Source organism: Polynucleobacter paneuropaeus (assembly GCF_003261235.1).
In the GTDB taxonomy this organism is placed as follows: Bacteria; Pseudomonadota; Gammaproteobacteria; order Burkholderiales; family Burkholderiaceae; genus Polynucleobacter; species Polynucleobacter paneuropaeus.
Genome location: NZ_CP030085.1, coordinates 994,631 through 1,014,586 on the forward strand (window position 1 = coordinate 994,631; position 19,956 = coordinate 1,014,586).

The following is a 19,956-nucleotide window of genomic DNA, read 5'->3' on the forward strand; positions in this document are numbered from 1 at the left end:
GAATTACACTTTCCACAAAATTTGTACAGCGTATGCGGCGCAAGCCACTAAATACAAAACCGTTAAGACCTGTAAGCCTAAGCGAATGCTGACAGGCTTGATGTAGTCCATCCATATATCCCGAATGCCAATCCAGGCGTGATAAAACAGGCTCAACAATGCTAAGAGGGTGAGCAACTTCATGAATTGCTTACTAAATAGGCCTGACCATGCTGCATAACCAGTTCCACCAGTGACGCAATAATCAATCAATAGAACGACAGTGAACACCACCATCACAATGGCAGTGATGCGCTGAATAATCCACTCTTTCAGGCCGTAATGTGCACCGACTACTAAGCGCTTAGGACCGATTTGATAAATAGGCATGAGATTTCCTTAGTAGATGGCAAACATCTTGAGGCCAACGATTGCCGTTAAGCCCAAGCCGAGGAAAAAAACAATGATTGCAGAGCGATTCGATTCAGATTTGCTGATACCGATCTCAAGATCGAGCAACAGATAACGGATGCCAGCGCAAAAATGATGGAGAAAACACCAGATCAAACCCAAGCAAATGATTTTTACTAAGACATTGCTGGTCAAACCTTGGAAGGCTTGGTAAGTTTGTTCGGAGGCTAGGCTCTGATCTAACAAATACAAAATAAATGGCAGCAACAGAAATAAGACAGCACCGCTAATGCGATGAAGAATCGATACCTTACCGGCCCAAGGGAGTCGGTAGTGAATCAGTTGGGCTAAGCCAATATTCCGAAATTCGGGCTTATCTTTTTTAACATCCTGCTGTGCTTCAACCATGGGCAATCTCGATATTTAGGAGGAGGTTCAGTTCAGTCTTGCTGTGTTGCAACATATTCTATTGGAAACCTTAGAAAGTGTGGGTATTTTAGGTGAAATAAGGGGTTTAATGGTTTTTACTAACATTATGACTCTGTTAGTTGAGCATATTTTGGTAATGTTGCTGTGTTGTGTCATAGCGCGCTCTACGAATTTCCACCGGCTTATTTCCATAAGTGAAAGCCAGGCGTTCAACCAGCAAAACAGGATGCCCAACGGGGAGATGAAGATAGGTGCTTAGCGACTCATCGATAGCGGTCGCCTTGATTTTTTCTTCTGCTCTAACCATGTGGGTCGCAAAGCGGGTTTCATAGAGGGCATAAACCGGACCAGACCACTCGGTTAGCATCGTGAGATCGAGCTCTTTGAACCGAGTAGCTGGAAGTAAAATTTCTTCAAAAACAATGGGTTTGCCAGCAAAGCTCTGAACTCTGTTTACTTTAATTAACGCATCGCCTGCTTTTAATTTGAGCAAGTGGGCATCAGTTGCATTGGCCTTGATCTTTTTACAAACTAAAAACTGACTAATGAGGGGGAACTTTTGACCTTCATCGGGTACGAGGTGTAAAAAACGGTATTGCCAGTCTTCTTCATTGTGGGTGGCTACAAAAGTACCCTTACCCTGCCTTCTGACCAAGAGATTTTGAGCGGCTAATTCGTCAATTGCCTTGCGAACAGTGCCTTGGCTGACTGAAAAACGGGCTGCCAGCTCCATTTCGCTTGGAATCAGGGCGCCAGGCAACCACTCAGCAGCCTGCAGGCTTGCCAGAATGAGTGCCTTAATCTGCTGATAAAGGGGGCTAAACGACGCACTCGCGGTTAACACTTCAGGCACAAGATCTCCAATTTCACATTTCAATTCGCTAAAATCTAGTTAAGTCGAAGTCTTATATAAGACGTCTCTGGTAGTGTAAATCTAAAGTCAATTCACTTGAATGGATAATAGAAAAGTTTTCGGATTTAAATGAACCCTCAGTTAACCTTCCTTTGGAGTTAAAAGTAATGGCAAAAGCCCCAATGCGTGTCGCCGTGACCGGTGCAGCCGGTCAAATTGGATATTCCCTCCTATTCCGCATCGCCAATGGCGACGTACTTGGCAAGGATCAACCCGTGATCTTGCAATTACTTGAGATTCCAGATGAAAAAGCCCAAAAAGCCCTCCAAGGCGTCATGATGGAATTAGAAGACTGCGCTTTCCCCTTGCTCGTTGGCATGACAGCGCATTCTGATCCAATGACTGCTTTTAAAGATATAGACATCGCGTTTTTGGTTGGGGCACGTCCTCGTGGTCCTGGCATGGAACGCAAAGATTTGTTGGCAGCAAACGCACAAATCTTCACCGCACAAGGCAAAGCACTCAACGCGGTTGCAAAACGGACCGTCAAAGTTTTAGTAGTTGGTAATCCTGCCAATACCAACGCTTACATTGCCATGAAATCTGCTCCAGATTTGCCAGCAAAAAATTTCACAGCCATGTTGCGCTTAGATCACAATCGCGCACTATCGCAACTTGCTGCCAAAATGGGTAAGCCTGTTGGTGACATTGAGAAACTCGTAGTTTGGGGTAATCACAGCCCAACAATGTATCCCGATCATCGCTTTGCAACAGTTGGTGGTGAGTCTGTTAAGACCCTCATCAATGATCCAGTGTGGAACAAAGAGGTTCATATTCCCACTGTTGGCAAACGCGGTGCAGCCATTATTGAAGCACGTGGCCTTTCTTCTGCTGCATCTGCAGCGAATGCTGCCATCGATCACATGCACGATTGGGTGCTTGGTACTAACGGCAAGTGGGTCACCATGGGCGTTCCTTCAAATGGTGAATATGGCATCCCTAAGGATGTCATCTACGGCTTCCCCGTCACTTGCGAAAATGGTGAGTACAAAATTGTCGAAGGCTTAGAGATCGACGAGTTCTCTCGTGAGCGTATGGACCATACTCTCAATGAACTTCTTGAAGAACAAGCAGGCGTAAAACATTTACTTTCATAAGAAAATTTCTAAATGATCAAAAGCAAATTACTGAAAATATCGTTGGTGATTGCAGCACTGGCTTCTTGTGCTTTTGCCCAAGCTGCTGACGAAGCGTTTACTTGGAGCTGTAGCGATAATCATCAGTTCAAAACCAGTGGTGGCACAGATAATCTGGTTTTGATTTGGGATGCTAAGAACTACGAGATGAGACGGGAGAACTCTCTTCCTGGCAGTCTGCGCTATAAAAATAGCAACTCAGGTTTTGATCTCGTTGTACTTCAAAACAAAGCGATGCTGTTTAATATCCGCTCAGGAACACGCTTAGCAGACTCTTGTCAGACAGCCGATATGCGTTCAGGAAAAATGCCTCATCTTTTTGCAGATGCGGAGCCCTTCACTCCAGGAAAGTAAACACACAACTGAAGTCATGCAATACAAAAGGCCGAGAATGCTCGGCCTTTTTTAATGGAAGAGAGGCTGTTGAGACGGCGTATCCTCTGGCATTTCCGCATGAACCTGTTCACCCAAACGGTCGGGAAAAAGTGGTGCTCCGCAATCATCACAAAGCTCTGGATCGAAGAGCATCGCATGACGGAAGACGTCTTCTACCCCTGCATCATGCAAAGCATCACAGATGCGTTTGATGGGACTCTCATCGTCCGATAAGTCATTGAGCGCATCATTAGCAACGCTCTCGCGGTCGTATAGAGGCCAAATCACGCCGTAATTAATTTCAGAAGAACCTTTAATGCTGAAGGAGATTCGATATTCATCTGCCTGCTCTTCACCAAAAGCACCAACTACCGATGACAGCCCTGCTGGTAGAACACCAATAGTGGATTCTAGAAAGTTAACAGCGGCTCGAATACTCAACGGCCGAACATGTTTATCTGCTAAACGGCAATTGGTAAAGTAGGCCTCGGGTAATAAAAGTTCAAACTCACAACCTGGAAGTAAAGAAGCAATTGGATCATGCATAGCGTTTTGCCAACCAATCAGACTAACGCCCCGCTCTTGTCGTAAAGGCGTTTCAGCTTGCCAACGAAACAATGGCGATCCTGTTGGTGCTGCAACTACAGCAACAATAAAGCGAGGATCGGCGAGGACAGCAATCGTCTCAGACATATCGCGCAGTTCGAGCTTAATGTCACTACCTGTCACTGCAGCCATAGCAAGTGTCTCTGTTAATACTCGTGTTTGGCAATGCGATTGGGGCATTTGATCAATACTGTAAAGCCAAGGGACGATGGCTAAGCGTGAATCTACAGCCGTTACGGTATTGTGAAGAGCAAGCGCTGTAGCTTGAACAACTGTAGTTGGCAGTGGGCCCGAGGGAATTTGATAGCGCGTGTGGGCTACGATCGGTATCGCTAGTAATAAAGCATCCCATTGTTGGCCATCGTGTTCAATGCGGATAGACTCGGCTAAGGTTTCTGCAGCATCTGCTAAGACTTCAAATGCAATGGTATTAATCCGAAAAGTTTGATCGAGCGCAGCATCAATCGCGTTCTGATTTTGACTTTTCAATAAACGGAGTAATCGTTCATCCAGCCGCCCCTCCCAGAAACGGTCTTCTACTTGGCTACCCGATGCCGCCAAAGAAATCGAGTCGGCTACAAGGCGCTCTACCTCAGGTGAGCTTCTTTGGGAACTTTTACTGCGATGTATAGCCATGCTTATTTTTTCTCCGCACGCCGGAATACCGGCTTATCTGGTTTTGACTCGCTGGCGCAATACCGATAACCGTCCAAATTAAATCCTTTGAGATCTGCCGGTTTGGTCAATCGATTCTCAACCACATAGCGCGCCATTAAACCCCGAGCACGCTTGGCATAAAACGAGATGATTTTGTACTTACCGTCTTTGGCATCTTGAAAGACTGGTGAAATCACCCTGCAAGCCAAATCTTTAGGCTGCACTACCTTGAAGTACTCCTCGGAAGCCAGATTCAGTAAGCATGGCTCTTTTTCTTGCTCAAGTAGCTTTTTGAGTGCCTCAGTTACCCGCTTACCCCAAAAAGCATACAAATCTTTGCCTCTGGCATTCGCAAAGTTGGTTCCCATTTCTAAGCGATAAGGCTGCATCAGATCTAAAGGGCGCAAAGCACCGTAGAGTCCCGACAAAATCCGTATGTGGTCCTGTGCAAACGCAATAGCCTTTGGGCTGAGGCTGTTGACAGCAAAACCATCATAGACGTCCCCATCAAAAGCAAAAATGGCAGGCTTACTGTTCTCCGGCGTGAACTTCTTTGGCCAATCACGATAACGACCAACGTTGAGGGCGGCTAGTTGGTCTGATACACCCATTAATTTGGCAAGCTCCTGAGGGGAAAGCTTTTTAAGGTCGGCAATGAGCTTTGCTGACTCGGTAACGAATTCAGGCAAGGTACTTGACTTAACTTTAGCGGGAGTCTCGTAATCAAGGGATTTTGCTGGGGAAAGGACGATCAACATGGCACAATTTAAGAATATTTATACCATTCTAGCGATTACTCAACCTAAGTGCCCGTAACTGCCTAAACTACCCTATTACCGACTATTGAGTTACAAGGAATATCCATATGAGTAAAAAGCAGGCCCCAAAAGTGATTGATGTCTACAGTTGGGCTACGCCTAATGGGCACAAGATCCATATCATGCTTGAAGAATGTGGCTATCGTCTTGGCAAAGACTGGTTGGCTCATCCAATTGATATTGGTGCAGGCGATCAATTTAAGCCTGACTTTTTAAAAATCAGTCCCAACAATAAAATTCCAGCCATCGTTGATCCAAATGGCCCCGATGGAAAACCCATTAGTATTTTTGAGTCAGGCGCAATCTTGCTTTACCTTGCTGCTAAAACCGGCAAATTTCTTCCAAAGAGTACGCGCGCAAAATATGATGTCTTGCAATGGTTGATGTTTCAGATGGGCGGACTAGGTCCAATGCTGGGACAAAATCATCACTTCCGCACTTATGCACCAGAAAAAATTGAATACGCAATTAATCGCTACACCAATGAAGCGAAACGTTTATATGGTGTGCTAGATCGACAACTTAGCAAACATCCATTCATCGCTGGTAATGAGTACTCGATTGCCGATATCGCGATCTTTCCTTGGACTCGCAATTGGAAAAATCAAGGGATTGAGATTGATGAGTTTCCTCACTTTAAGAAATGGTTTGAAAAGATTTCTGCTAGGCCAGCTGTTAGGCGCGGTGTTGAAGTGCTAACGAATCTACGTAAGCCTTTAACGGATGATAAAGCGAGAGACCTCTTATTTGGCGCGAGTCAGTATCAAAAAAGGAAATGAGATGAGTATTCAATCGGTTGGCATAATTGGGGCGGGCACGATGGGCAATGGCATTGCTCAAGTTTGCGCAGTGGCGGGCCTGGATGTTGTGATGATTGATATTAATGATGCTGCTGTAGAGCGCGGCTTGAGTCATATCGGCAAGAGTCTTGACCGTTTAATCAAGAAAGAAACCCTTAGCGCCGAAGATAAAAATGCTGCCCTCAAACGTATTAAAGCTAGCACCTCATATGCCGATCTCAAGGGGCTCTCTTTAGTTATTGAGGCTGCGACTGAGAATCAAGCAGTAAAAGAAAAAATTCTGCATCAGATTGATGAAATCGTCGGCAAAGATACCATCATTGCCACGAATACTTCCTCGCTATCGATTACCAAACTGGCAGCACTGAACTCTGACCCTACCCGTTTCATCGGGATGCACTTCTTTAATCCCCCTCCTTTAATGGCTTTAGTTGAGGTGATACGCGGATTACAAACCAGTGATGCAACTCATAGGGCGATTATTGAAATGGCTAAGCGCATTGGTAAAGAGCCGATTACCGTCAAGAATTCGCCCGGTTTTGCGGTCAATCGCATTTTGATTCCAATGATTAATGAAGCCTTTTTTGTATTGCAAGAAGGTTTAGCAAGTCCGGAAGATATTGATGCTGGGATGAAGCTAGGCTGCAACCAACCCATCGGCCCACTCGCTTTAGCAGACTTGATCGGTTTAGATACCTGCCTTGCCGTTATGGAAGTCTTTTTTGAAAACTTCAGCGACTCTAAGTATCGGCCTTGTCCCCTCTTGCGCGAGATGGTAGCAGCGGGCTATCTCGGACGCAAAACAGGACGTGGCGTATTTACCTATGATCAATGAGCTACGATCAATAATAATTGTCATCAGAATCTAGAGGAATTTTTGTGAACCCCTTACCGCCAGTTGTTCGCTATTTAGCCTATGCGGGCTTGATCCCCTTTATTGGTCTTGCTTTGATGGTGCAACTGGCTCCCACTCCAATGAATTACCTTAGTGCCGAATCCATTGCGAGCTACGGCGCCATCATCGTTGCTTTTATGGGGGCATTGCATTGGGGTGCTAATTTACAAACTCTTGGTAAACCGGCTAGCGGCGATCGCTGGATTGATCGCAATGCCTGGATTTGGGGAATCACCCCCGCGCTCATCGCTTGGGTTGCGCTTCATATCTATATCCCTGTCAGTCTGATCATTTTGGCGGCGACCTTGGTGATTCAACGTAATATTGATAAAGATACATATACCTATTACTTTACAAATGATGATGCACGTTCTGCATTTTTAACGATGCGTACCCGCCTAAGCTATATTGCCGCAGCGTGTTTGACTTGGGCAGCGCTGGTTATTTTATTTGTTCAGAACTGATCCAATTCTGATGAGCGGTCTATTCGAAAGTAACCCACCGCCACCCTTAGCTGAAGCTTTGCGTCCACAAAGTATTGAAGACGTTATAGGTCAAACCCATTTATTGGCGGCTGGTAAGCCACTCAACCTTGCCTTTGCCTCTGGCAAGCCACACTCGATGATTTTGTGGGGCCCTCCTGGTGTGGGTAAAACTACTCTCGCCCGTTTATCCGCTAAAGCGTTTGATCGAGAATTTATTGCACTGTCTGCAGTCTTAGCCGGCGTTAAAGAAATTCGGGAGGCCATTGAACGCGCCGAGCAGAATATGGCGCAGTACGGCAGACAAACCATCCTATTTGTAGATGAGATTCATCGCTTTAATAAGAGTCAGCAAGATGCCCTACTCCCCCATGTTGAATCAGGGCTATTTACCTTTATTGGGGCCACAACCGAGAATCCATCCTTTGAGGTGAACTCAGCGCTCTTATCGCGGGCTCAAGTCTATACCCTCAAATCACTTTCTCCATCTGAGTTAAGCCAATTAATTGAGCGAGCTCGCGTCTCGTCAATTCCAAACTTGGAGTTTGAAGAATCTGCTTTAGATGCTTTAGTTGCCCATGCTGATGGTGATGCACGACGTTTACTGAATTTACTTGAACAAATACGGAATGCCACCTCGGCGACTGGCTCAGAGATCAAGAAAATTGATCATGAGTTCATTCATAGTGCACTGAGCATGCAAACTCGCCGCTTCGATAAAGGCGGCGATCAGTTCTACGATCAAATATCTGCTCTACATAAATCAGTGCGCGGCTCTGATCCAGATGCATCACTTTATTGGTTCTGTCGCATGCTTGATGGCGGCGCAGATCCACGCTATTTAGCTAGGCGCATTATTCGGATGGCATGGGAAGACATTGGCCTAGCTGATCCCAGAGCAATGCAACTGGCGAACGATGCTGCGCTCACTTATGAACGACTGGGCTCTCCAGAAGGTGAGATTGCCTTAGGGCAGGCTATTGTCTATTTAGCGGTAGCGGCAAAAAGTAATGCAAGCTATAAAGCCTTTAATGCCGCCAAAGACTTTGTTGCCAAGGATGCAACCAGACCAGTACCGACGCATTTACGCAATGCCCCCACCCAACTCATGAAAGAGCTGGGTCATGGAAAAGCCTATCGCTATGCTCATGATGAGCCGCATGCCTATGCTGCTGGTGAAAGCTATCTTCCAGAAGGAATGCCTGCCCCACATTGGTATGAGCCGGTTGATCGGGGCTTAGAGAGTCAAATTGCTGAAAAAATGGCTTTCTTACGCAAACTCGATACTGAAGCAAAGAAGAAATAAACTCTCAATTGAACTCATTTTTTTATTTATGAACCCCAAAGGAATCCACATGCGCAAACTATTCACCGGCTTCATTTTCACTCTCGCTTGCTTGGCCAGTCAAATGGCTCTAGCAGGGCCTAAGGTTGAATTTAAAACCACTATGGGTAATTTTGTTGTAGAGCTGGATGCTGACAAAGCACCTAAGACCACAGCCAACTTCTTGAACTACGTGAAAAGTGGTTTTTATAACGGCACGATTTTTCATCGCGTGATTGATGGCTTCATGATTCAGGGCGGCGGATTCACGCCTGACTTAGTTCAAAAACCCACCAACCCTCCTGTTGTGTCTGAAGCACAGAATGGTTTAAAGAACCAGACTTACACCATCGCTATGGCTCGTACATCCGATCCTGATTCCGCTACCGCACAATTTTTTATTAACGTGAAAGACAATCAAGGCCTTGACTATCCCAATGCGATGGGTAATGGTTACACCGTCTTTGGTAAGGTTATCTCTGGAACGCAAACTATTGATGCTATTCGTCAAATCCCCACAATGGTTGCAAATGCTCCTCGCATGGGTCGTATGGGCGATGTTCCTACTAAAACTGTGACTATTGAGTCAGCCACGATATTGAAGTAATTAATTCATTGAATAGGTTCAGGATTGTTTGCCATGATTCTGCTAGATGATTCGCAAAGTACTGTAAGCAATCCCACCAGTCGCCTATATCAAGACCCAATACAACATTGGTGTATTTATCCTAGCGCTCGGCCTGAAGAAAATGAAGCTGCTATCGAGCAGGTTTTTAAAGAATTAGCACAAGCCTCTGCCAGGGGTGAATATCTCGTTACTGCCCTAGCTTATGAATTGGGTTTGCATTTTCAAGGGCTCAAACCGCCTTTAAGAGATCATCCTTTAATTGAAGCTTGGTCATTTAAAAACTATGAAGCGCTTTCAAAGCCAGCGGTAGACCAATTTTTGGCAGCGCGCATTAGCCACTTACCTGAAAATGAGACCTTTGCTGGCGTCGCCGATCTCAATACCTCAATCGACTTTGAGCAATTTTCATCAGACTTGAATCAGATACGAGAATGGATCTTGGCTGGTGATGTCTATCAGATCAATCACACCTATCGTCTTGGGGGTCAGGTGTATGGGTCTCCTCTAGCCCTCTATAGTCGCTTACGTAAGCGCCAGCCTGGGCGCTTTGGTGCATTCATTCAATCTTCAGGTCGCTCTATTTTGTCTCACTCGCCTGAGTTATTCATTCAACGTAGTGGCGATACCTTAACTGCGATGCCGATGAAAGGCACCGCTAGTGCACTCAATAGCAATGGGACTGAGCTTTCTGAAGACCCCAAGAATCAGGCTGAAAACGTCATGATTGTGGATTTACTACGCAATGACTTGGGGCGTATAGCCCAAACCGGTTCAGTCAAAGTGTCCAAGTTATTCGAAGTTGCAAGGCATGGTGATGTCTTGCAAATGACTTCGACTGTTGAGGCTCAACTGAAAAGGGGGGCTGAATTTCTGGACATACTGCGGGCTGTTTTTCCATGTGGCTCTGTCACTGGCGCTCCCAAGAAGCGAAGCATGGAAATTATTCAAGGACTAGAGCCCAGTCGCGACTACTATTGCGGTGCAATTGGTTGGTTAGACCCGGATCACCGTTTTGCCTTGAGTGTTCCGATCCGCACCCTAGAGATAGATCACGCTAATTACAATCACGCTTCATTGACGATGGGGGTTGGAGCAGGCATCACCATTGAATCTAAACCAGATGCAGAATGGCAAGAGTGTGCGATTAAATCTGTTTTTCTGACAGAGCTCCCGAGCTCAGTTGGCTTATTCGAAACCATCTTGATTAAGCACGGCGAAGTTCAATTGATCGAATCCCATCTCGACAGGCTTGCGCATTCGGCACAATATCTAGGCATTCCCTTCGACCGCCCTGTAGCCAAAAACTATATTTTGCAAGCATGGAGGGACTTTAGCTTGGGTTCAAATCCATCGTCCCAATATCGTCTTCGAGTAGATTTAAGTCCAATTGGCAAATTAACGCATAGCACTTCAGAATTAAGTCCACTATCTGAATCAGTAAAGCTTTTTTGGGCAAAAGATATTCTTGCTGACCCGGCCTACTCAGTAATGCAGTCTCAAGATTGCTTGCTGCAACATAAATCACACTCTCGAACCTGGTATGACCGAGCATGGCGGTTGGCCGAAACTCATGGGGGGTTTGATGCTCTTTTTACGAATGAAGCCGGTTTTGTAACTGAAGGGGGTCGTAGCAGTATCTTTATTCGGAAGCCAAATATGACTGAGTGGCTTACCCCGCCTCTGACTGCTGGTCTTTTACCTGGCGTGATGCGCGCTCAGATTCTTGGTGATCCAAGCTGGAATGCCCGCGAGGCTAACCTGACAATAGAAGATGTACTAATGGCAGATAAAATAGTCATTACAAATGCATTACGCGGTGCAGTTCCCGCCCATCTCTAGAAAGCTTGCATGAAGTTTTGTTCGCAATGTGCCTCACCCCTGGTTATGCGTATTCCAGCAGACGACTCTCGTGAGCGTTATATCTGCGAGCAGTGCGGAAGCATTCATTACGAAAACCCCCGCAATGTGGTGGGTAGTATTCCAATCTATGGGGATCAAGTCTTACTATGTCGCCGGGCAATAGAACCCCGTTATGGCTTTTGGACCCTACCTGCAGGTTTTCTAGAAATTGGTGAAACCACTAGCGCTGGTGCGATTAGGGAAACCATCGAAGAAGCTGGGGCAAATGTCGATATCGGACCATTATTTTCTCTGCTCAATGTTGTGCATGCACAGCAAGTGCATCTTTTCTACTTGGCTCAAATGCGGACACCAGACTTTGAAGCTGGAGTTGAAAGCCTAGAGGTAGCCATGTTCTTAGAAAAGGATATCCCCTGGCAAGATTTAGCATTCCCTACTGTCAAGCAAACCCTCGAGTGGTATTTTGCTGATCGGGCTGCTGGACGTCTCGATCATCGTGATTCCATTACTGTTCATACTCGCGATGTTCTGCGCAGTGAAAAAATTTAAGCCCTGGGTTACATGAATCGCATTCCTTGGCTCGGCCCAAATGACGCTTTTCCGAATCCCTTATTGACCAGTGATCCTGATGCCACTGTTCCTGGCCTCTTTGCAGTTAGCGAGCGTATTTATCCCAATCAATTACAGTCTGCTTATCAGCTTGGATTATTCCCTTGGTACTCGGATAATCAACCCGTACTTTGGTGGTCACCGGATCCCCGGATGGTCCTAGTCCCCACTGAATTTAAATGTAGTGATTCTCTCAAAAAATCCTTACGAAACTTTATTGCTGATAATTCAAAAGCCATTCTGGTTGACCAGGACTTTTCAGCAGTAGTTCGAGCCTGTGCAACCAGTAAGCGAAAAGACCAAGACAGCACATGGATCACCCATGAAATTGTTGACGCATATACCGCACTCTTCGAAGCAGGCAAGGCCCATTGCATTGCCGTCACAGATCAAGATATTCTGATTGGGGGTCTTTACTGTGTTTGTTTCGGTAAAGCTGTCTTTGGTGAGTCTATGTTCAGTAAGCAAAGCGATAGCTCTAAGATTGCCTTGGCTGCACTGTGCGCCTTTTGTGCCCAAAATGGCGTACCCATGATCGATTGTCAACAAGAGACAGCCCACCTAAGCTCACTAGGCGCCTCCCCTATCAAACGGGAGACCTTTTTACAATCACTGCAGACCTCTCTAAATCAAACTAATATAGAGCTACCTTGGACTTTTACTAAAAAGATACTTCAGTACTGGCTATGACGCAGCTTAAAGAACTACCCTTAACCACTCTACAGTTTTATGCCACTGCACCCTATGCCTGTAGCTATCTTCCCAATCAAACTGCGCGCTCCCAAGTTGCTACGCCCTCTCACCTCATTCATGCGGATGTCTATAGCGAGCTGGTAAACGCGGGCTTTCGTCGTAGCGGTCTCTACACTTATCGTCCGTACTGTGATCACTGCAAGGCCTGTATTGCAACCCGTGTTTTGGTTGAGGAGTTCATGCCAAATCGCAGTCAACGCCGGACACTCAAAAAACACGAAGGTTTACAAGTCAACGTCCTCTATCTCGGTTACCAAGAGGAACATTACGAACTCTACCAACGCTATCAACATACCCGACATGCTGGCAGCGATATGGATCAAGATGACCAAGACCAATACATGCAGTTTTTAGTTCAGAGTCGTGTTAATTCTCGTATTGTTGAATTTCGTGATGGGCCAAGCGATCCCCATCCTGGTCGATTGCGCATGGTTAGCATGATTGATTTACTAGAACAAGGGATTTCCTCGGTCTATACTTTCTACGATACGAGTGACTCTAGCGCAAGCTATGGCAGCTACAGTATTTTGTGGCAGATTCAACAGGCCTTAAAACTCAAGCTACCTTATCTCTATTTAGGCTATTACATTAAAGAGAGTGAAAAAATGTCGTACAAGGTCAATTACAAACCCATCGAAGGTTTGATTGATGACCATTGGCAGCGAATCACTGAGGGATAATAGAGGCTCATGTTCGATAGTTACCGACTTCTGCGCCCGCTCCTATTCTCGCTAGATCCCGAGCAAGCTCACAATCTCACCCTTGCCTCTCTTGATAAGGCTCAGCAATCCGGTCTTTTGCAAGCGTTTATCTCCAAACCAGAACCCGATCCCAGAACCTTCTGTGGCCTTCAATTTCCGAACCCCGTTGGACTAGCTGCCGGTCTCGATAAAGATGGCAAGCATATTGATGCACTTGCCAGTCTAGGCTTTGGCTTTCTAGAAATCGGTACCGTTACCCCCTTAGCCCAAGCAGGCAATCCAAAACCACGCATGTTTAGACTTGGTAAAGCGAATGCACTCATCAATCGTATGGGTTTCAATAACGATGGTGTAGAAGCTTGTGTGAATCGCGTTCGCACCAGCCAATTTTGGCAAAACGGTGGCATTGTGGGTTTGAATATTGGTAAGAATGCAGTGACACCCATTGATCAAGCTGCTAATGATTACGTCTTGGGCATGAATGCCGTTTATGAAATCGCCTCTTACATCACAGTCAATATCTCCTCCCCAAATACCCAAAATCTGCGGGACCTGCAGGGCGAAGCGATGTTGCGCAATTTGCTAGGCTCCTTAGATCTTGCTCGTGAACGCTTAAGCGATTGCTTTGGGGTTCGCAAACCGCTTTTCTTAAAGATTGCGCCTGACTTAGATGAGGCTGATATTCATTTGATAGCCGACCTTTTGGTTGAGTTTGGGATTGATGCAGTCATTGCCACCAATACCACCATTGATCACAGTGCCGTGAAAGACTTGCCTTCGGGTAATGAGGCTGGCGGTTTATCCGGTGCACCAGTCAAAAACCAATCCAACCATGTAATTGAACAACTCAAAGCACGGCTTCAGAATGAGCTGCCCATTATTGGCGTTGGCGGCATTATGTCTGGAGTCGATGCCCAGGAAAAGATGCAGGCTGGGGCTAGTCTGGTTCAAATCTATACGGGTCTCATTTATCGTGGCCCCGCATTGATTGGTGAGTGCGCAAAGGCTTTGAAGCAGCATAAAGTTTGATCTGAAATTGACTTTTTACCCCTTTAATGGGGGTATTGTTATTAATATTTCATAATATGCAATTAGCTTGAGAATCGCTACAATTGCATTATGGAAATCAAGAAACCCATAGCGGGCATTAAAAAAACAGGCGAAGTTGGTAAAACTGCGATCCAAGTGGTGGAACGCATGATGAACCTGCTCGATGCTTTAGCCGAGCATGAAGAATCCAGCAGCTTAAAAGTCCTTGCTGAAAAAACTGCCCTGCACCCGTCTACCGCACACCGTATTCTGAATGATATGGTCGCTTGCCGATTGGTAGAGCGTGGCGATGGCGGAACGTATCGACTGGGTCTGCGTTTATTAGAACTGGGTAATCTCGTTAAAGCCCGCCTGTCAGTACGAGAGGCTGCTCAAGGTCCAATGCGAGCGTTGCATAAGCTCACCGGTGAAACAATCAATTTATCAGTGCGTCAAGGCGACGAGATTGTCTATGTTGACCGAGCGTATAGCGAGCGGTCTGGCATGCAAGTTGTACGTGCGATTGGTGGTCGTGCCCCACTGCACCTCACATCAGTTGGTAAGCTATTTCTATCGCATGATGATCCAAGCCAAGTGCGGGCCTATGTCACTCGTACTGGCTTATCGGGACATACCAAAAATAGCATCACTGATTTAAAGACCCTAGAATCTGAACTCGCACGCGTGCGTGATCTTGGTAGCGCAAAAGATAATGAAGAGTTAGAACTTGGTGTGAGTTGTGTAGCAGCGGCTATCGTTGACGACACTGGCAAACTCGTTGCTGGTCTATCTTTAAGCGCACCAACAGACCGAATCCAACCAGACTGGCTAAAAGCCCTTCAAGAAACTGCTTTGCAAATCTCTAAAGGTATTGGCTTTAAAGGTTTAAGTAAAGAAGCTTGAGTCTTACATCAGGCGACGGATGGGCTGGATCTCTCCTGGCGGGATATGAGAATACCAATCACGAACCCTTACCGCATCTGCAAAGCGGGATTGCGTTCCTACTGAATCCAAGAAGACCAGCAAGAGTGGCGTATTGTTCACACGTGCTTGCATTACTAAACATTTACCAGCAGCATTAATAAAACCCGTTTTTTGCAGACCAATGTCCATATCACCGGATCGCACTAGACGATTGGTGTTCAAAAACTTTTGCGGCCGATTCCGAATTACCATGGTTAAGTCGGGCCAGGTAGAGAACTCCCGAATGATTTTGTATTGGTAAGCTGCATTAAGCATTCGAACTAAATCCTCTGCAGAAGATACGTTCTCACTCAGTAAACCGGTTGGGTCTGCATAATGCGAATGGTCCATGCCAATCTCTTTGGCTTTACGATTCATGGCATCTACAAAAGCTGGAATACCACCTGGGTAATTACGCCCCAAGGTATATGCAGCTCGGTTCTCGGAAGACATCAAAGCAAGATGCAATGCGTCTTCGCGACTAAGTACAGTGCCTTCAGCCAATCGGGAGTGCTTATAAATATAAGCATCATCAGCATTAATCGTTAAGTTCTCATCCAAGGGTAGCTGAGAGTCCAATACCACCATCGCTGTCATCAGCTTTGTAATGGAAGCAATCGGTAGACTCACACTTGAATTTTTCTCAAAATACACTTCCTTGGTATTTTGGTTCACGACGATCGCTACACTTGATTTGAGGCTCAGCTCATCGCGCTGGCCACGCAATCCTAAGGCCGTTGCAAAGGAAGGCCTCGCCTCTACGGGAGGGGCTGCTTTTCGGGTAACGGTAACCCTCACCCCTCTGGGTTTTTTGGTGGTCTTTGAGGCGGTTTTAGTGGAATTAGCTGTTGGTACAACTGGGGCTGGATTACTGGCTTTCGTATTCGCTGTGGCAACCGTCTTTGTCTTTACTTTTGATTTTTTCTCGTTGCTAGCAGTTGAGGTCGATTGAGCCTGGCAAGTGAATGCCGCTAGGAATATCCAGCATAAGCTCGCTCGACAAAATTGATTCAAATGCATCCCCAAATACCTTCCTAAACTGTCAACAACCCTGATGATAATTAATCTGTAGAGTGAGCTCGACTTTTTGAGCACTATTCTGCGACAGACGGTACTGTGTTTGCTTTACCGCTATTGACCAGAACTACGCCAGTCATCGTGATGGCCAGCCCAAGAACCATCAATAAGTTAAATGGTTCATCAAACATCAGCCAAGCAATCGCGGCTGTCGTTGGAGGGGTTAGATAAAGCAGGCTGGTAACTTTGGTGGCTGCACCCTTACGAATCATCATAAATAACAAACTGATAGATCCAATTGAGAGTGGAATGACCGCCCAGAATAATGCTGCTATCACAGATAGGTTCCAAACCATCTGAGAGGACTCAAAGAAGAACATGACCCAAAAGGCTAAGAAAGCAGAGATACCAAATTGAATTGCTGATCCTGCCCGTAAATCAAATATCGGGCAATGCTTCTTTTGATACAAGGTACCAAAGGTAATCGACAGTAAAGCAGCTAAGGCAAAGAGGTAACTTACAAATGGAATATGAGTAAAGCCAATTTTTTCAGCGACGACTAAAGCCACTCCTGAAAATCCAAATACCAGACCAATCCATTGTTTAGGTTGCACTTTCTCCGAAACCCAGGAGGCGAACCATGCTGTCAAAATAGGCTGCAAACCGACCATGATGGAAACGAGACCTGCCCCCATTCCCAATCTGACCGCAGACCAGACTCCAAATACATAGCCAAACTGTAAAAAAGCGCCAGCAATCGCAATATGCTTGATTTGCTCTTTACTAGGCCAAACAATTCTCCAAACAAAGTTCAATAAGGCCATCACTACAAGCACCCCAGCAAATCTCCAGAACAAGAATGTGGCTGGCTCCACATAAGGCATTGCTAGCTTAGCAATGATGAATCCGGTGCTCCAGAGAAAGACAAAAAGGGGTGCTATGACTCTATCGAGCTTAAAATCCATGCCAGCCTATTGTGGGTTTTATTGGGTTACTGCTTGGTTTTTCTATTTTAGGCTGATTTGCTTTAAAGCCCTAAGAATGGCCCTTTTAGCACTTTATATTGCACTGCACCATAATTGGGTACAATCTTCACCTAATTGCTAAATTGAAATAAAACGCTCATAGTGAGAACGGAAAAAAGATCCGATGAAAGGGATTGAAATGAACTTAACACCAGAACAAATGGCAGCAGCCCAAAAGGCGAATTTAGAAACCCTTAGCGGTCTGACCAATCAAGCCCTTCAGAGTATTGAAAAGCTAGTAGAACTCAATATGCATATCGCCAAACAAAGTTTGAGCGACAGCATGAGCAATGCCAGGAAAGCAATGGAAGTGAAAGATATTCAACAACTACTTACCCATCAAGCTGAAACCGTTAAGCCCATGGCTGAGAAAATGATGGCTTACAGCCGTCACCTCTATGAATTGGCCCATGAAACTCAAGCTTCATTCACCAAATCAGCAGAAAAAGAATTTCAGGCAAGCCAACAAAAAATCAATTCTTTAGTTGAAGGCTGGACCAAGAATGCGCCTGCTGGATCTGAGGCAGCGGTGCAAGCGATGAAACAAGCCATTGCATCTGCAAACCATGTATTTGAAACCAGCCAAAAAGCAGTCAAGCATGCTGTGGAGATTGCTCAAAACAATCTGAGTAATGCTACTGATAATGCAATAAAGGCAGCTAGCTCAATGAGTAAGCCAAAGAAATAATTGTTTATGTAACAGCAATATAAAAGGCCCCAAGTGGGGCCTTTTTCTTTGGTTTGATATTGCCCTAGATTATTTTTTCTTCACCGGTGGCAAGTCGGTGCAATGTCCTTCAGCCGCCTCTGCGGCTAAACCCACAGACTCACCTAGGGTTGGGTGCGGATGAATGGTTTTACCAATGTCAACTGCATCAGCACCCATCTCAATCGCGAGACAAACCTCACCAATGAGATCACCTGCATGCGTTCCGACAATTCCCCCACCAATAATGCGATGGGTGTTGGCATCAAACAGTAATTTAGTAAAGCCTTCATCGCGACCATTCGCAATGGCTCTTCCGCTCGCTGCCCATGGGAATAAGCCCTTTTCATAAGCGATCCCTTGAGCCTTACATTGTTCTTCAGTTAATCCAGCCCAAGCTACCTCGGGATCGGTATAGGCAACCGACGGAATTTGCTTCGCATCAAAATAGGATTTATGACCAGCTGCAGCTTCTGCAGCAACATGACCCTCGTGCACCGCTTTATGAGCCAGCATGGGTTGACCAACAATATCGCCAATTGCAAAGATATTGGGAACATTTGTACGCATTTGCTTGTCGACTGCTATGAAGCCTCGCTCATCAACTTGAACACCTGCTACACCTGCATCAATTTTCTTGCCATTCGGAGTACGTCCAACTGCTACCAGAACTAAATCATAGGTCTGAGCTTCTGCTGGTGCATTCTCACCTTCGAATGTCACTTGAATACCATCAGGTTTCACTTCCGCTTTAGCTGCACGTGTTTTGAGCATGATCTTCTCAAAGCGTCCTGCATTAAATTTTTCCCAGACCTTTTCTAGATCACGATCTGCTCCGGCCATCAAACCATCCATCATCTCTGCGATATCGATTTTCGAACCTAGAGTGCTATAGACTGTTGCCATTTCAAGGCCAATAATGCCACCACCAATAACGAGCATGCGCTTTGGCACACTCTTTAATAACAAGGCGCCTGTGCTGTCGACAATGCGAGGATCAACCGGCAAGAAAGGCAAACTCACGGGCTGACTACCTGCTGCAATGATCGCTTTCTGAAAACGTACCACTTCTTTTTTACCAGTAAGGTCTTGACCCGCACCATCAGTTAAATCGACTTCAATATGATTAGCGTCTAAAAAGCGTCCTAAGCCACGAACGATTTGGACCTTGCGCGCTTTAGCCATGCCGGCCAAACCGCCCGTTAACTTTCCGATAACAGAATCTTTATACGCTCTGAGTTGATCGATTTCAATCTTGGGGGCGCCAAAAGTAATGCCATGCTTTACCATGGTCTTTACTTCATCCATTACGGCAGCAGTATGTAAGAGTGCCTTTGAGGGAATACAGCCCACATTTAAGCAAACGCCCCCTAAGGTGGCATAGCGTTCTACGAGGATTGTTTTCATACCTAGGTCAGCACTACGAAAGGCTGAGCTATAACCGCCAGGGCCTGCACCCAATACCAGCACCTCGCACTCGTGATCCACCTTACCGCTGTATTGACCAGCCGATGGAATTGACTGCGGAGCTGGCTGTGGGGCTGGATTTTGGGCTGCTTGGACTGGTGCTGGTGCTGCCACAGGAGATACTGCGCCGCTTGACTCAATTTCGGCAATGATGCTGCCCTTACTCACTTTATCGCCAACTTTAAGCGAAAGACTCAGAATTTTTCCTGCTTGATCTGCAGGTACTTCCATGGTGGCTTTATCAGACTCTAAGACCAAGAGCGCCTGCTCTTTTTCAATGACGTCACCCACTTTGACCAATACTTCAATGACTGGCACATCGCTATAGTCGCCAATATCAGGCACAGTAATATTTTGCTTAGACATGATTCCC

23 protein-coding genes are annotated in these 19,956 nt (G+C 45.9%); 15 read left to right on the top strand and 8 right to left on the bottom strand.

Annotated elements, in window-relative coordinates; all coding sequences use genetic code 11:
* Positions 1 to 3: 3 nt before the first annotated feature.
* The 3 genes from sdhD to Pas1_RS05295 form a co-directional block, all read right to left on the bottom strand.
* A complete protein-coding gene (sdhD, locus tag Pas1_RS05285; protein WP_112209172.1) occupies positions 4 to 369 on the bottom strand; it encodes a succinate dehydrogenase, hydrophobic membrane anchor protein in 366 nt (121 codons plus the stop codon).
* Positions 370 to 378: 9 nt separating this feature from the next.
* Positions 379 to 798, bottom strand: coding sequence for a succinate dehydrogenase, cytochrome b556 subunit (sdhC, locus tag Pas1_RS05290; RefSeq protein WP_112203878.1), 420 nt, complete (start codon positions 796 to 798; stop codon positions 379 to 381).
* A 136-nt stretch (positions 799 to 934) separates the two neighbouring features.
* A complete protein-coding gene (locus Pas1_RS05295; protein WP_112295174.1) occupies positions 935 to 1,672 on the bottom strand; it encodes a GntR family transcriptional regulator in 738 nt (245 codons plus the stop codon).
* Between the two features lie 167 nt (positions 1,673 to 1,839).
* Between Pas1_RS05295 and Pas1_RS05300 the strand changes: the two genes are divergently transcribed.
* Both Pas1_RS05300 and Pas1_RS05305 read left to right on the top strand, forming a co-directional pair.
* Complete coding sequence (locus tag Pas1_RS05300) at positions 1,840 to 2,829, top strand: malate dehydrogenase (protein WP_112203874.1); 990 nt, start codon at positions 1,840 to 1,842, stop codon at positions 2,827 to 2,829.
* Between the two features lie 12 nt (positions 2,830 to 2,841).
* Positions 2,842 to 3,222 (top strand): hypothetical protein, encoded by a 381-nt coding sequence (locus Pas1_RS05305; protein WP_225971493.1) that lies wholly within the window; start codon positions 2,842 to 2,844, stop codon positions 3,220 to 3,222.
* A gap of 51 nt (positions 3,223 to 3,273) precedes the next feature.
* Here Pas1_RS05305 and Pas1_RS05310 read toward each other — a convergent pair whose 3' ends face one another.
* Together Pas1_RS05310 and yaaA are read right to left on the bottom strand one after the other, a co-directional pair.
* Entirely contained in the window at positions 3,274 to 4,485 is a 1,212-nt protein-coding gene (locus tag Pas1_RS05310) for a DUF2863 family protein (RefSeq protein ID WP_112203872.1), read from the bottom strand.
* 2 nt (positions 4,486 to 4,487) lie between these two features.
* The gene (gene yaaA / locus Pas1_RS05315) at positions 4,488 to 5,264 is read right to left on the bottom strand and encodes a peroxide stress protein YaaA (protein WP_112294699.1); all 777 of its coding nucleotides are present in this window, start codon (positions 5,262 to 5,264) and stop codon (positions 4,488 to 4,490) included.
* A 131-nt stretch (positions 5,265 to 5,395) separates the two neighbouring features.
* On the opposite strand from yaaA, the gene Pas1_RS05320 reads away from it, so the two are divergent.
* The 11 genes from Pas1_RS05320 (at position 5,396) to Pas1_RS05370 (ending at position 15,308) form a co-directional block, all read left to right on the top strand.
* Positions 5,396 to 6,103 carry a glutathione binding-like protein gene (locus Pas1_RS05320; RefSeq protein WP_112295175.1) on the top strand — a complete coding sequence of 236 codons (708 nt, stop codon included), beginning with the start codon at positions 5,396 to 5,398 and terminating at the stop codon, positions 6,101 to 6,103.
* 1 nt (position 6,104) lies between these two features.
* On the top strand, positions 6,105 to 6,959 hold the full coding sequence (locus tag Pas1_RS05325) for a 3-hydroxybutyryl-CoA dehydrogenase (RefSeq protein ID WP_112294700.1): 855 nt from the start codon (positions 6,105 to 6,107) through the stop codon (positions 6,957 to 6,959).
* A 44-nt stretch (positions 6,960 to 7,003) separates the two neighbouring features.
* Positions 7,004 to 7,483, top strand: coding sequence for a DUF3429 domain-containing protein (locus Pas1_RS05330; RefSeq protein ID WP_112203866.1), 480 nt, complete (start codon positions 7,004 to 7,006; stop codon positions 7,481 to 7,483).
* A gap of 10 nt (positions 7,484 to 7,493) precedes the next feature.
* Positions 7,494 to 8,807, top strand: a complete 1,314-nt coding sequence (locus Pas1_RS05335) for a replication-associated recombination protein A (RefSeq protein WP_112295176.1) — start codon at positions 7,494 to 7,496, stop codon at positions 8,805 to 8,807.
* A 49-nt stretch (positions 8,808 to 8,856) separates the two neighbouring features.
* A complete protein-coding gene (locus tag Pas1_RS05340) occupies positions 8,857 to 9,432 on the top strand; it encodes a peptidylprolyl isomerase (RefSeq protein WP_112203864.1) in 576 nt (191 codons plus the stop codon).
* A gap of 33 nt (positions 9,433 to 9,465) precedes the next feature.
* A complete protein-coding gene (locus Pas1_RS05345) occupies positions 9,466 to 11,292 on the top strand; it encodes a bifunctional chorismate-binding protein/class IV aminotransferase (protein ID WP_112294701.1) in 1,827 nt (608 codons plus the stop codon).
* 9 nt (positions 11,293 to 11,301) lie between these two features.
* Positions 11,302 to 11,862 carry an NUDIX hydrolase gene (locus Pas1_RS05350; protein ID WP_112203860.1) on the top strand — a complete coding sequence of 187 codons (561 nt, stop codon included), beginning with the start codon at positions 11,302 to 11,304 and terminating at the stop codon, positions 11,860 to 11,862.
* Positions 11,863 to 11,874: 12 nt separating this feature from the next.
* Positions 11,875 to 12,612 carry a leucyl/phenylalanyl-tRNA--protein transferase gene (aat, locus tag Pas1_RS05355; RefSeq protein WP_112294702.1) on the top strand — a complete coding sequence of 246 codons (738 nt, stop codon included), beginning with the start codon at positions 11,875 to 11,877 and terminating at the stop codon, positions 12,610 to 12,612.
* Positions 12,609 to 13,355: an arginyltransferase gene (locus tag Pas1_RS05360; protein ID WP_112294703.1), complete on the top strand. Its 747-nt coding sequence runs from the start codon at positions 12,609 to 12,611 to the stop codon at positions 13,353 to 13,355. The genes aat and Pas1_RS05360 overlap by 4 nt, the downstream gene beginning before the upstream one ends.
* 9 nt (positions 13,356 to 13,364) lie before the next feature.
* The gene (locus tag Pas1_RS05365) at positions 13,365 to 14,405 is read left to right on the top strand and encodes a quinone-dependent dihydroorotate dehydrogenase (protein ID WP_112294704.1); all 1,041 of its coding nucleotides are present in this window, start codon (positions 13,365 to 13,367) and stop codon (positions 14,403 to 14,405) included.
* A gap of 90 nt (positions 14,406 to 14,495) precedes the next feature.
* Positions 14,496 to 15,308 carry an IclR family transcriptional regulator gene (locus Pas1_RS05370; RefSeq protein ID WP_112294705.1) on the top strand — a complete coding sequence of 271 codons (813 nt, stop codon included), beginning with the start codon at positions 14,496 to 14,498 and terminating at the stop codon, positions 15,306 to 15,308.
* A gap of 3 nt (positions 15,309 to 15,311) precedes the next feature.
* Here the strand turns inward: Pas1_RS05370 and Pas1_RS05375 are convergent, their stop codons facing one another.
* The gene (locus Pas1_RS05375; RefSeq protein ID WP_239993527.1) at positions 15,312 to 16,043 is read right to left on the bottom strand and encodes a serine hydrolase; all 732 of its coding nucleotides are present in this window, start codon (positions 16,041 to 16,043) and stop codon (positions 15,312 to 15,314) included.
* A 19-nt stretch (positions 16,044 to 16,062) separates the two neighbouring features.
* On the opposite strand from Pas1_RS05375, the gene Pas1_RS09775 reads away from it, so the two are divergent.
* On the top strand, positions 16,063 to 16,320 hold the full coding sequence (locus Pas1_RS09775) for a hypothetical protein (protein WP_225971519.1): 258 nt from the start codon (positions 16,063 to 16,065) through the stop codon (positions 16,318 to 16,320).
* A gap of 142 nt (positions 16,321 to 16,462) precedes the next feature.
* Here Pas1_RS09775 and Pas1_RS05380 read toward each other — a convergent pair whose 3' ends face one another.
* Positions 16,463 to 17,350, bottom strand: a complete 888-nt coding sequence (locus Pas1_RS05380) for a DMT family transporter (RefSeq protein WP_112203847.1) — start codon at positions 17,348 to 17,350, stop codon at positions 16,463 to 16,465.
* 199 nt (positions 17,351 to 17,549) lie between these two features.
* Between Pas1_RS05380 and Pas1_RS05385 the strand changes: the two genes are divergently transcribed.
* Complete coding sequence (locus tag Pas1_RS05385; protein WP_112294706.1) at positions 17,550 to 18,098, top strand: phasin family protein; 549 nt, start codon at positions 17,550 to 17,552, stop codon at positions 18,096 to 18,098.
* Positions 18,099 to 18,167: 69 nt separating this feature from the next.
* Here the strand turns inward: Pas1_RS05385 and lpdA are convergent, their stop codons facing one another.
* On the bottom strand, positions 18,168 to 19,949 hold the full coding sequence (lpdA, locus tag Pas1_RS05390; protein ID WP_112294707.1) for a dihydrolipoyl dehydrogenase: 1,782 nt from the start codon (positions 19,947 to 19,949) through the stop codon (positions 18,168 to 18,170).
* Positions 19,950 to 19,956: the final 7 nt, after the last annotated feature.

Bases quoted from the DNA above. Each gene is read 5' to 3' on its own strand.
- sdhD (WP_112209172.1), bottom strand. From the start codon at position 369: ATGCCTATTTATCAAATCGGTCCTAAGCGCTTAGTAGTCGGTGCACAT.
- sdhC (WP_112203878.1), bottom strand. From the start codon at position 798: ATGGTTGAAGCACAGCAGGATGTTAAAAAAGATAAGCCCGAATTTCGG.
- Pas1_RS05300 (WP_112203874.1), top strand. From the start codon at position 1,840: ATGGCAAAAGCCCCAATGCGTGTCGCCGTGACCGGTGCAGCCGGTCAA.
- Pas1_RS05305 (WP_225971493.1), top strand. From the start codon at position 2,842: ATGATCAAAAGCAAATTACTGAAAATATCGTTGGTGATTGCAGCACTG.
- Pas1_RS05310 (WP_112203872.1), bottom strand. From the start codon at position 4,485: ATGGCTATACATCGCAGTAAAAGTTCCCAAAGAAGCTCACCTGAGGTA.
- yaaA (WP_112294699.1), bottom strand. From the start codon at position 5,264: ATGTTGATCGTCCTTTCCCCAGCAAAATCCCTTGATTACGAGACTCCC.
- Pas1_RS05325 (WP_112294700.1), top strand. From the start codon at position 6,105: ATGAGTATTCAATCGGTTGGCATAATTGGGGCGGGCACGATGGGCAAT.
- Pas1_RS05335 (WP_112295176.1), top strand. From the start codon at position 7,494: ATGAGCGGTCTATTCGAAAGTAACCCACCGCCACCCTTAGCTGAAGCT.
- Pas1_RS05340 (WP_112203864.1), top strand. From the start codon at position 8,857: ATGCGCAAACTATTCACCGGCTTCATTTTCACTCTCGCTTGCTTGGCC.
- Pas1_RS05345 (WP_112294701.1), top strand. From the start codon at position 9,466: ATGATTCTGCTAGATGATTCGCAAAGTACTGTAAGCAATCCCACCAGT.
- Pas1_RS05350 (WP_112203860.1), top strand. From the start codon at position 11,302: ATGAAGTTTTGTTCGCAATGTGCCTCACCCCTGGTTATGCGTATTCCA.
- aat (WP_112294702.1), top strand. From the start codon at position 11,875: ATGAATCGCATTCCTTGGCTCGGCCCAAATGACGCTTTTCCGAATCCC.
- Pas1_RS05360 (WP_112294703.1), top strand. From the start codon at position 12,609: ATGACGCAGCTTAAAGAACTACCCTTAACCACTCTACAGTTTTATGCC.
- Pas1_RS05365 (WP_112294704.1), top strand. From the start codon at position 13,365: ATGTTCGATAGTTACCGACTTCTGCGCCCGCTCCTATTCTCGCTAGAT.
- Pas1_RS05370 (WP_112294705.1), top strand. From the start codon at position 14,496: ATGGAAATCAAGAAACCCATAGCGGGCATTAAAAAAACAGGCGAAGTT.
- Pas1_RS05380 (WP_112203847.1), bottom strand. From the start codon at position 17,350: ATGGATTTTAAGCTCGATAGAGTCATAGCACCCCTTTTTGTCTTTCTC.
- Pas1_RS05385 (WP_112294706.1), top strand. From the start codon at position 17,550: ATGAACTTAACACCAGAACAAATGGCAGCAGCCCAAAAGGCGAATTTA.
- lpdA (WP_112294707.1), bottom strand. From the start codon at position 19,949: ATGTCTAAGCAAAATATTACTGTGCCTGATATTGGCGACTATAGCGAT.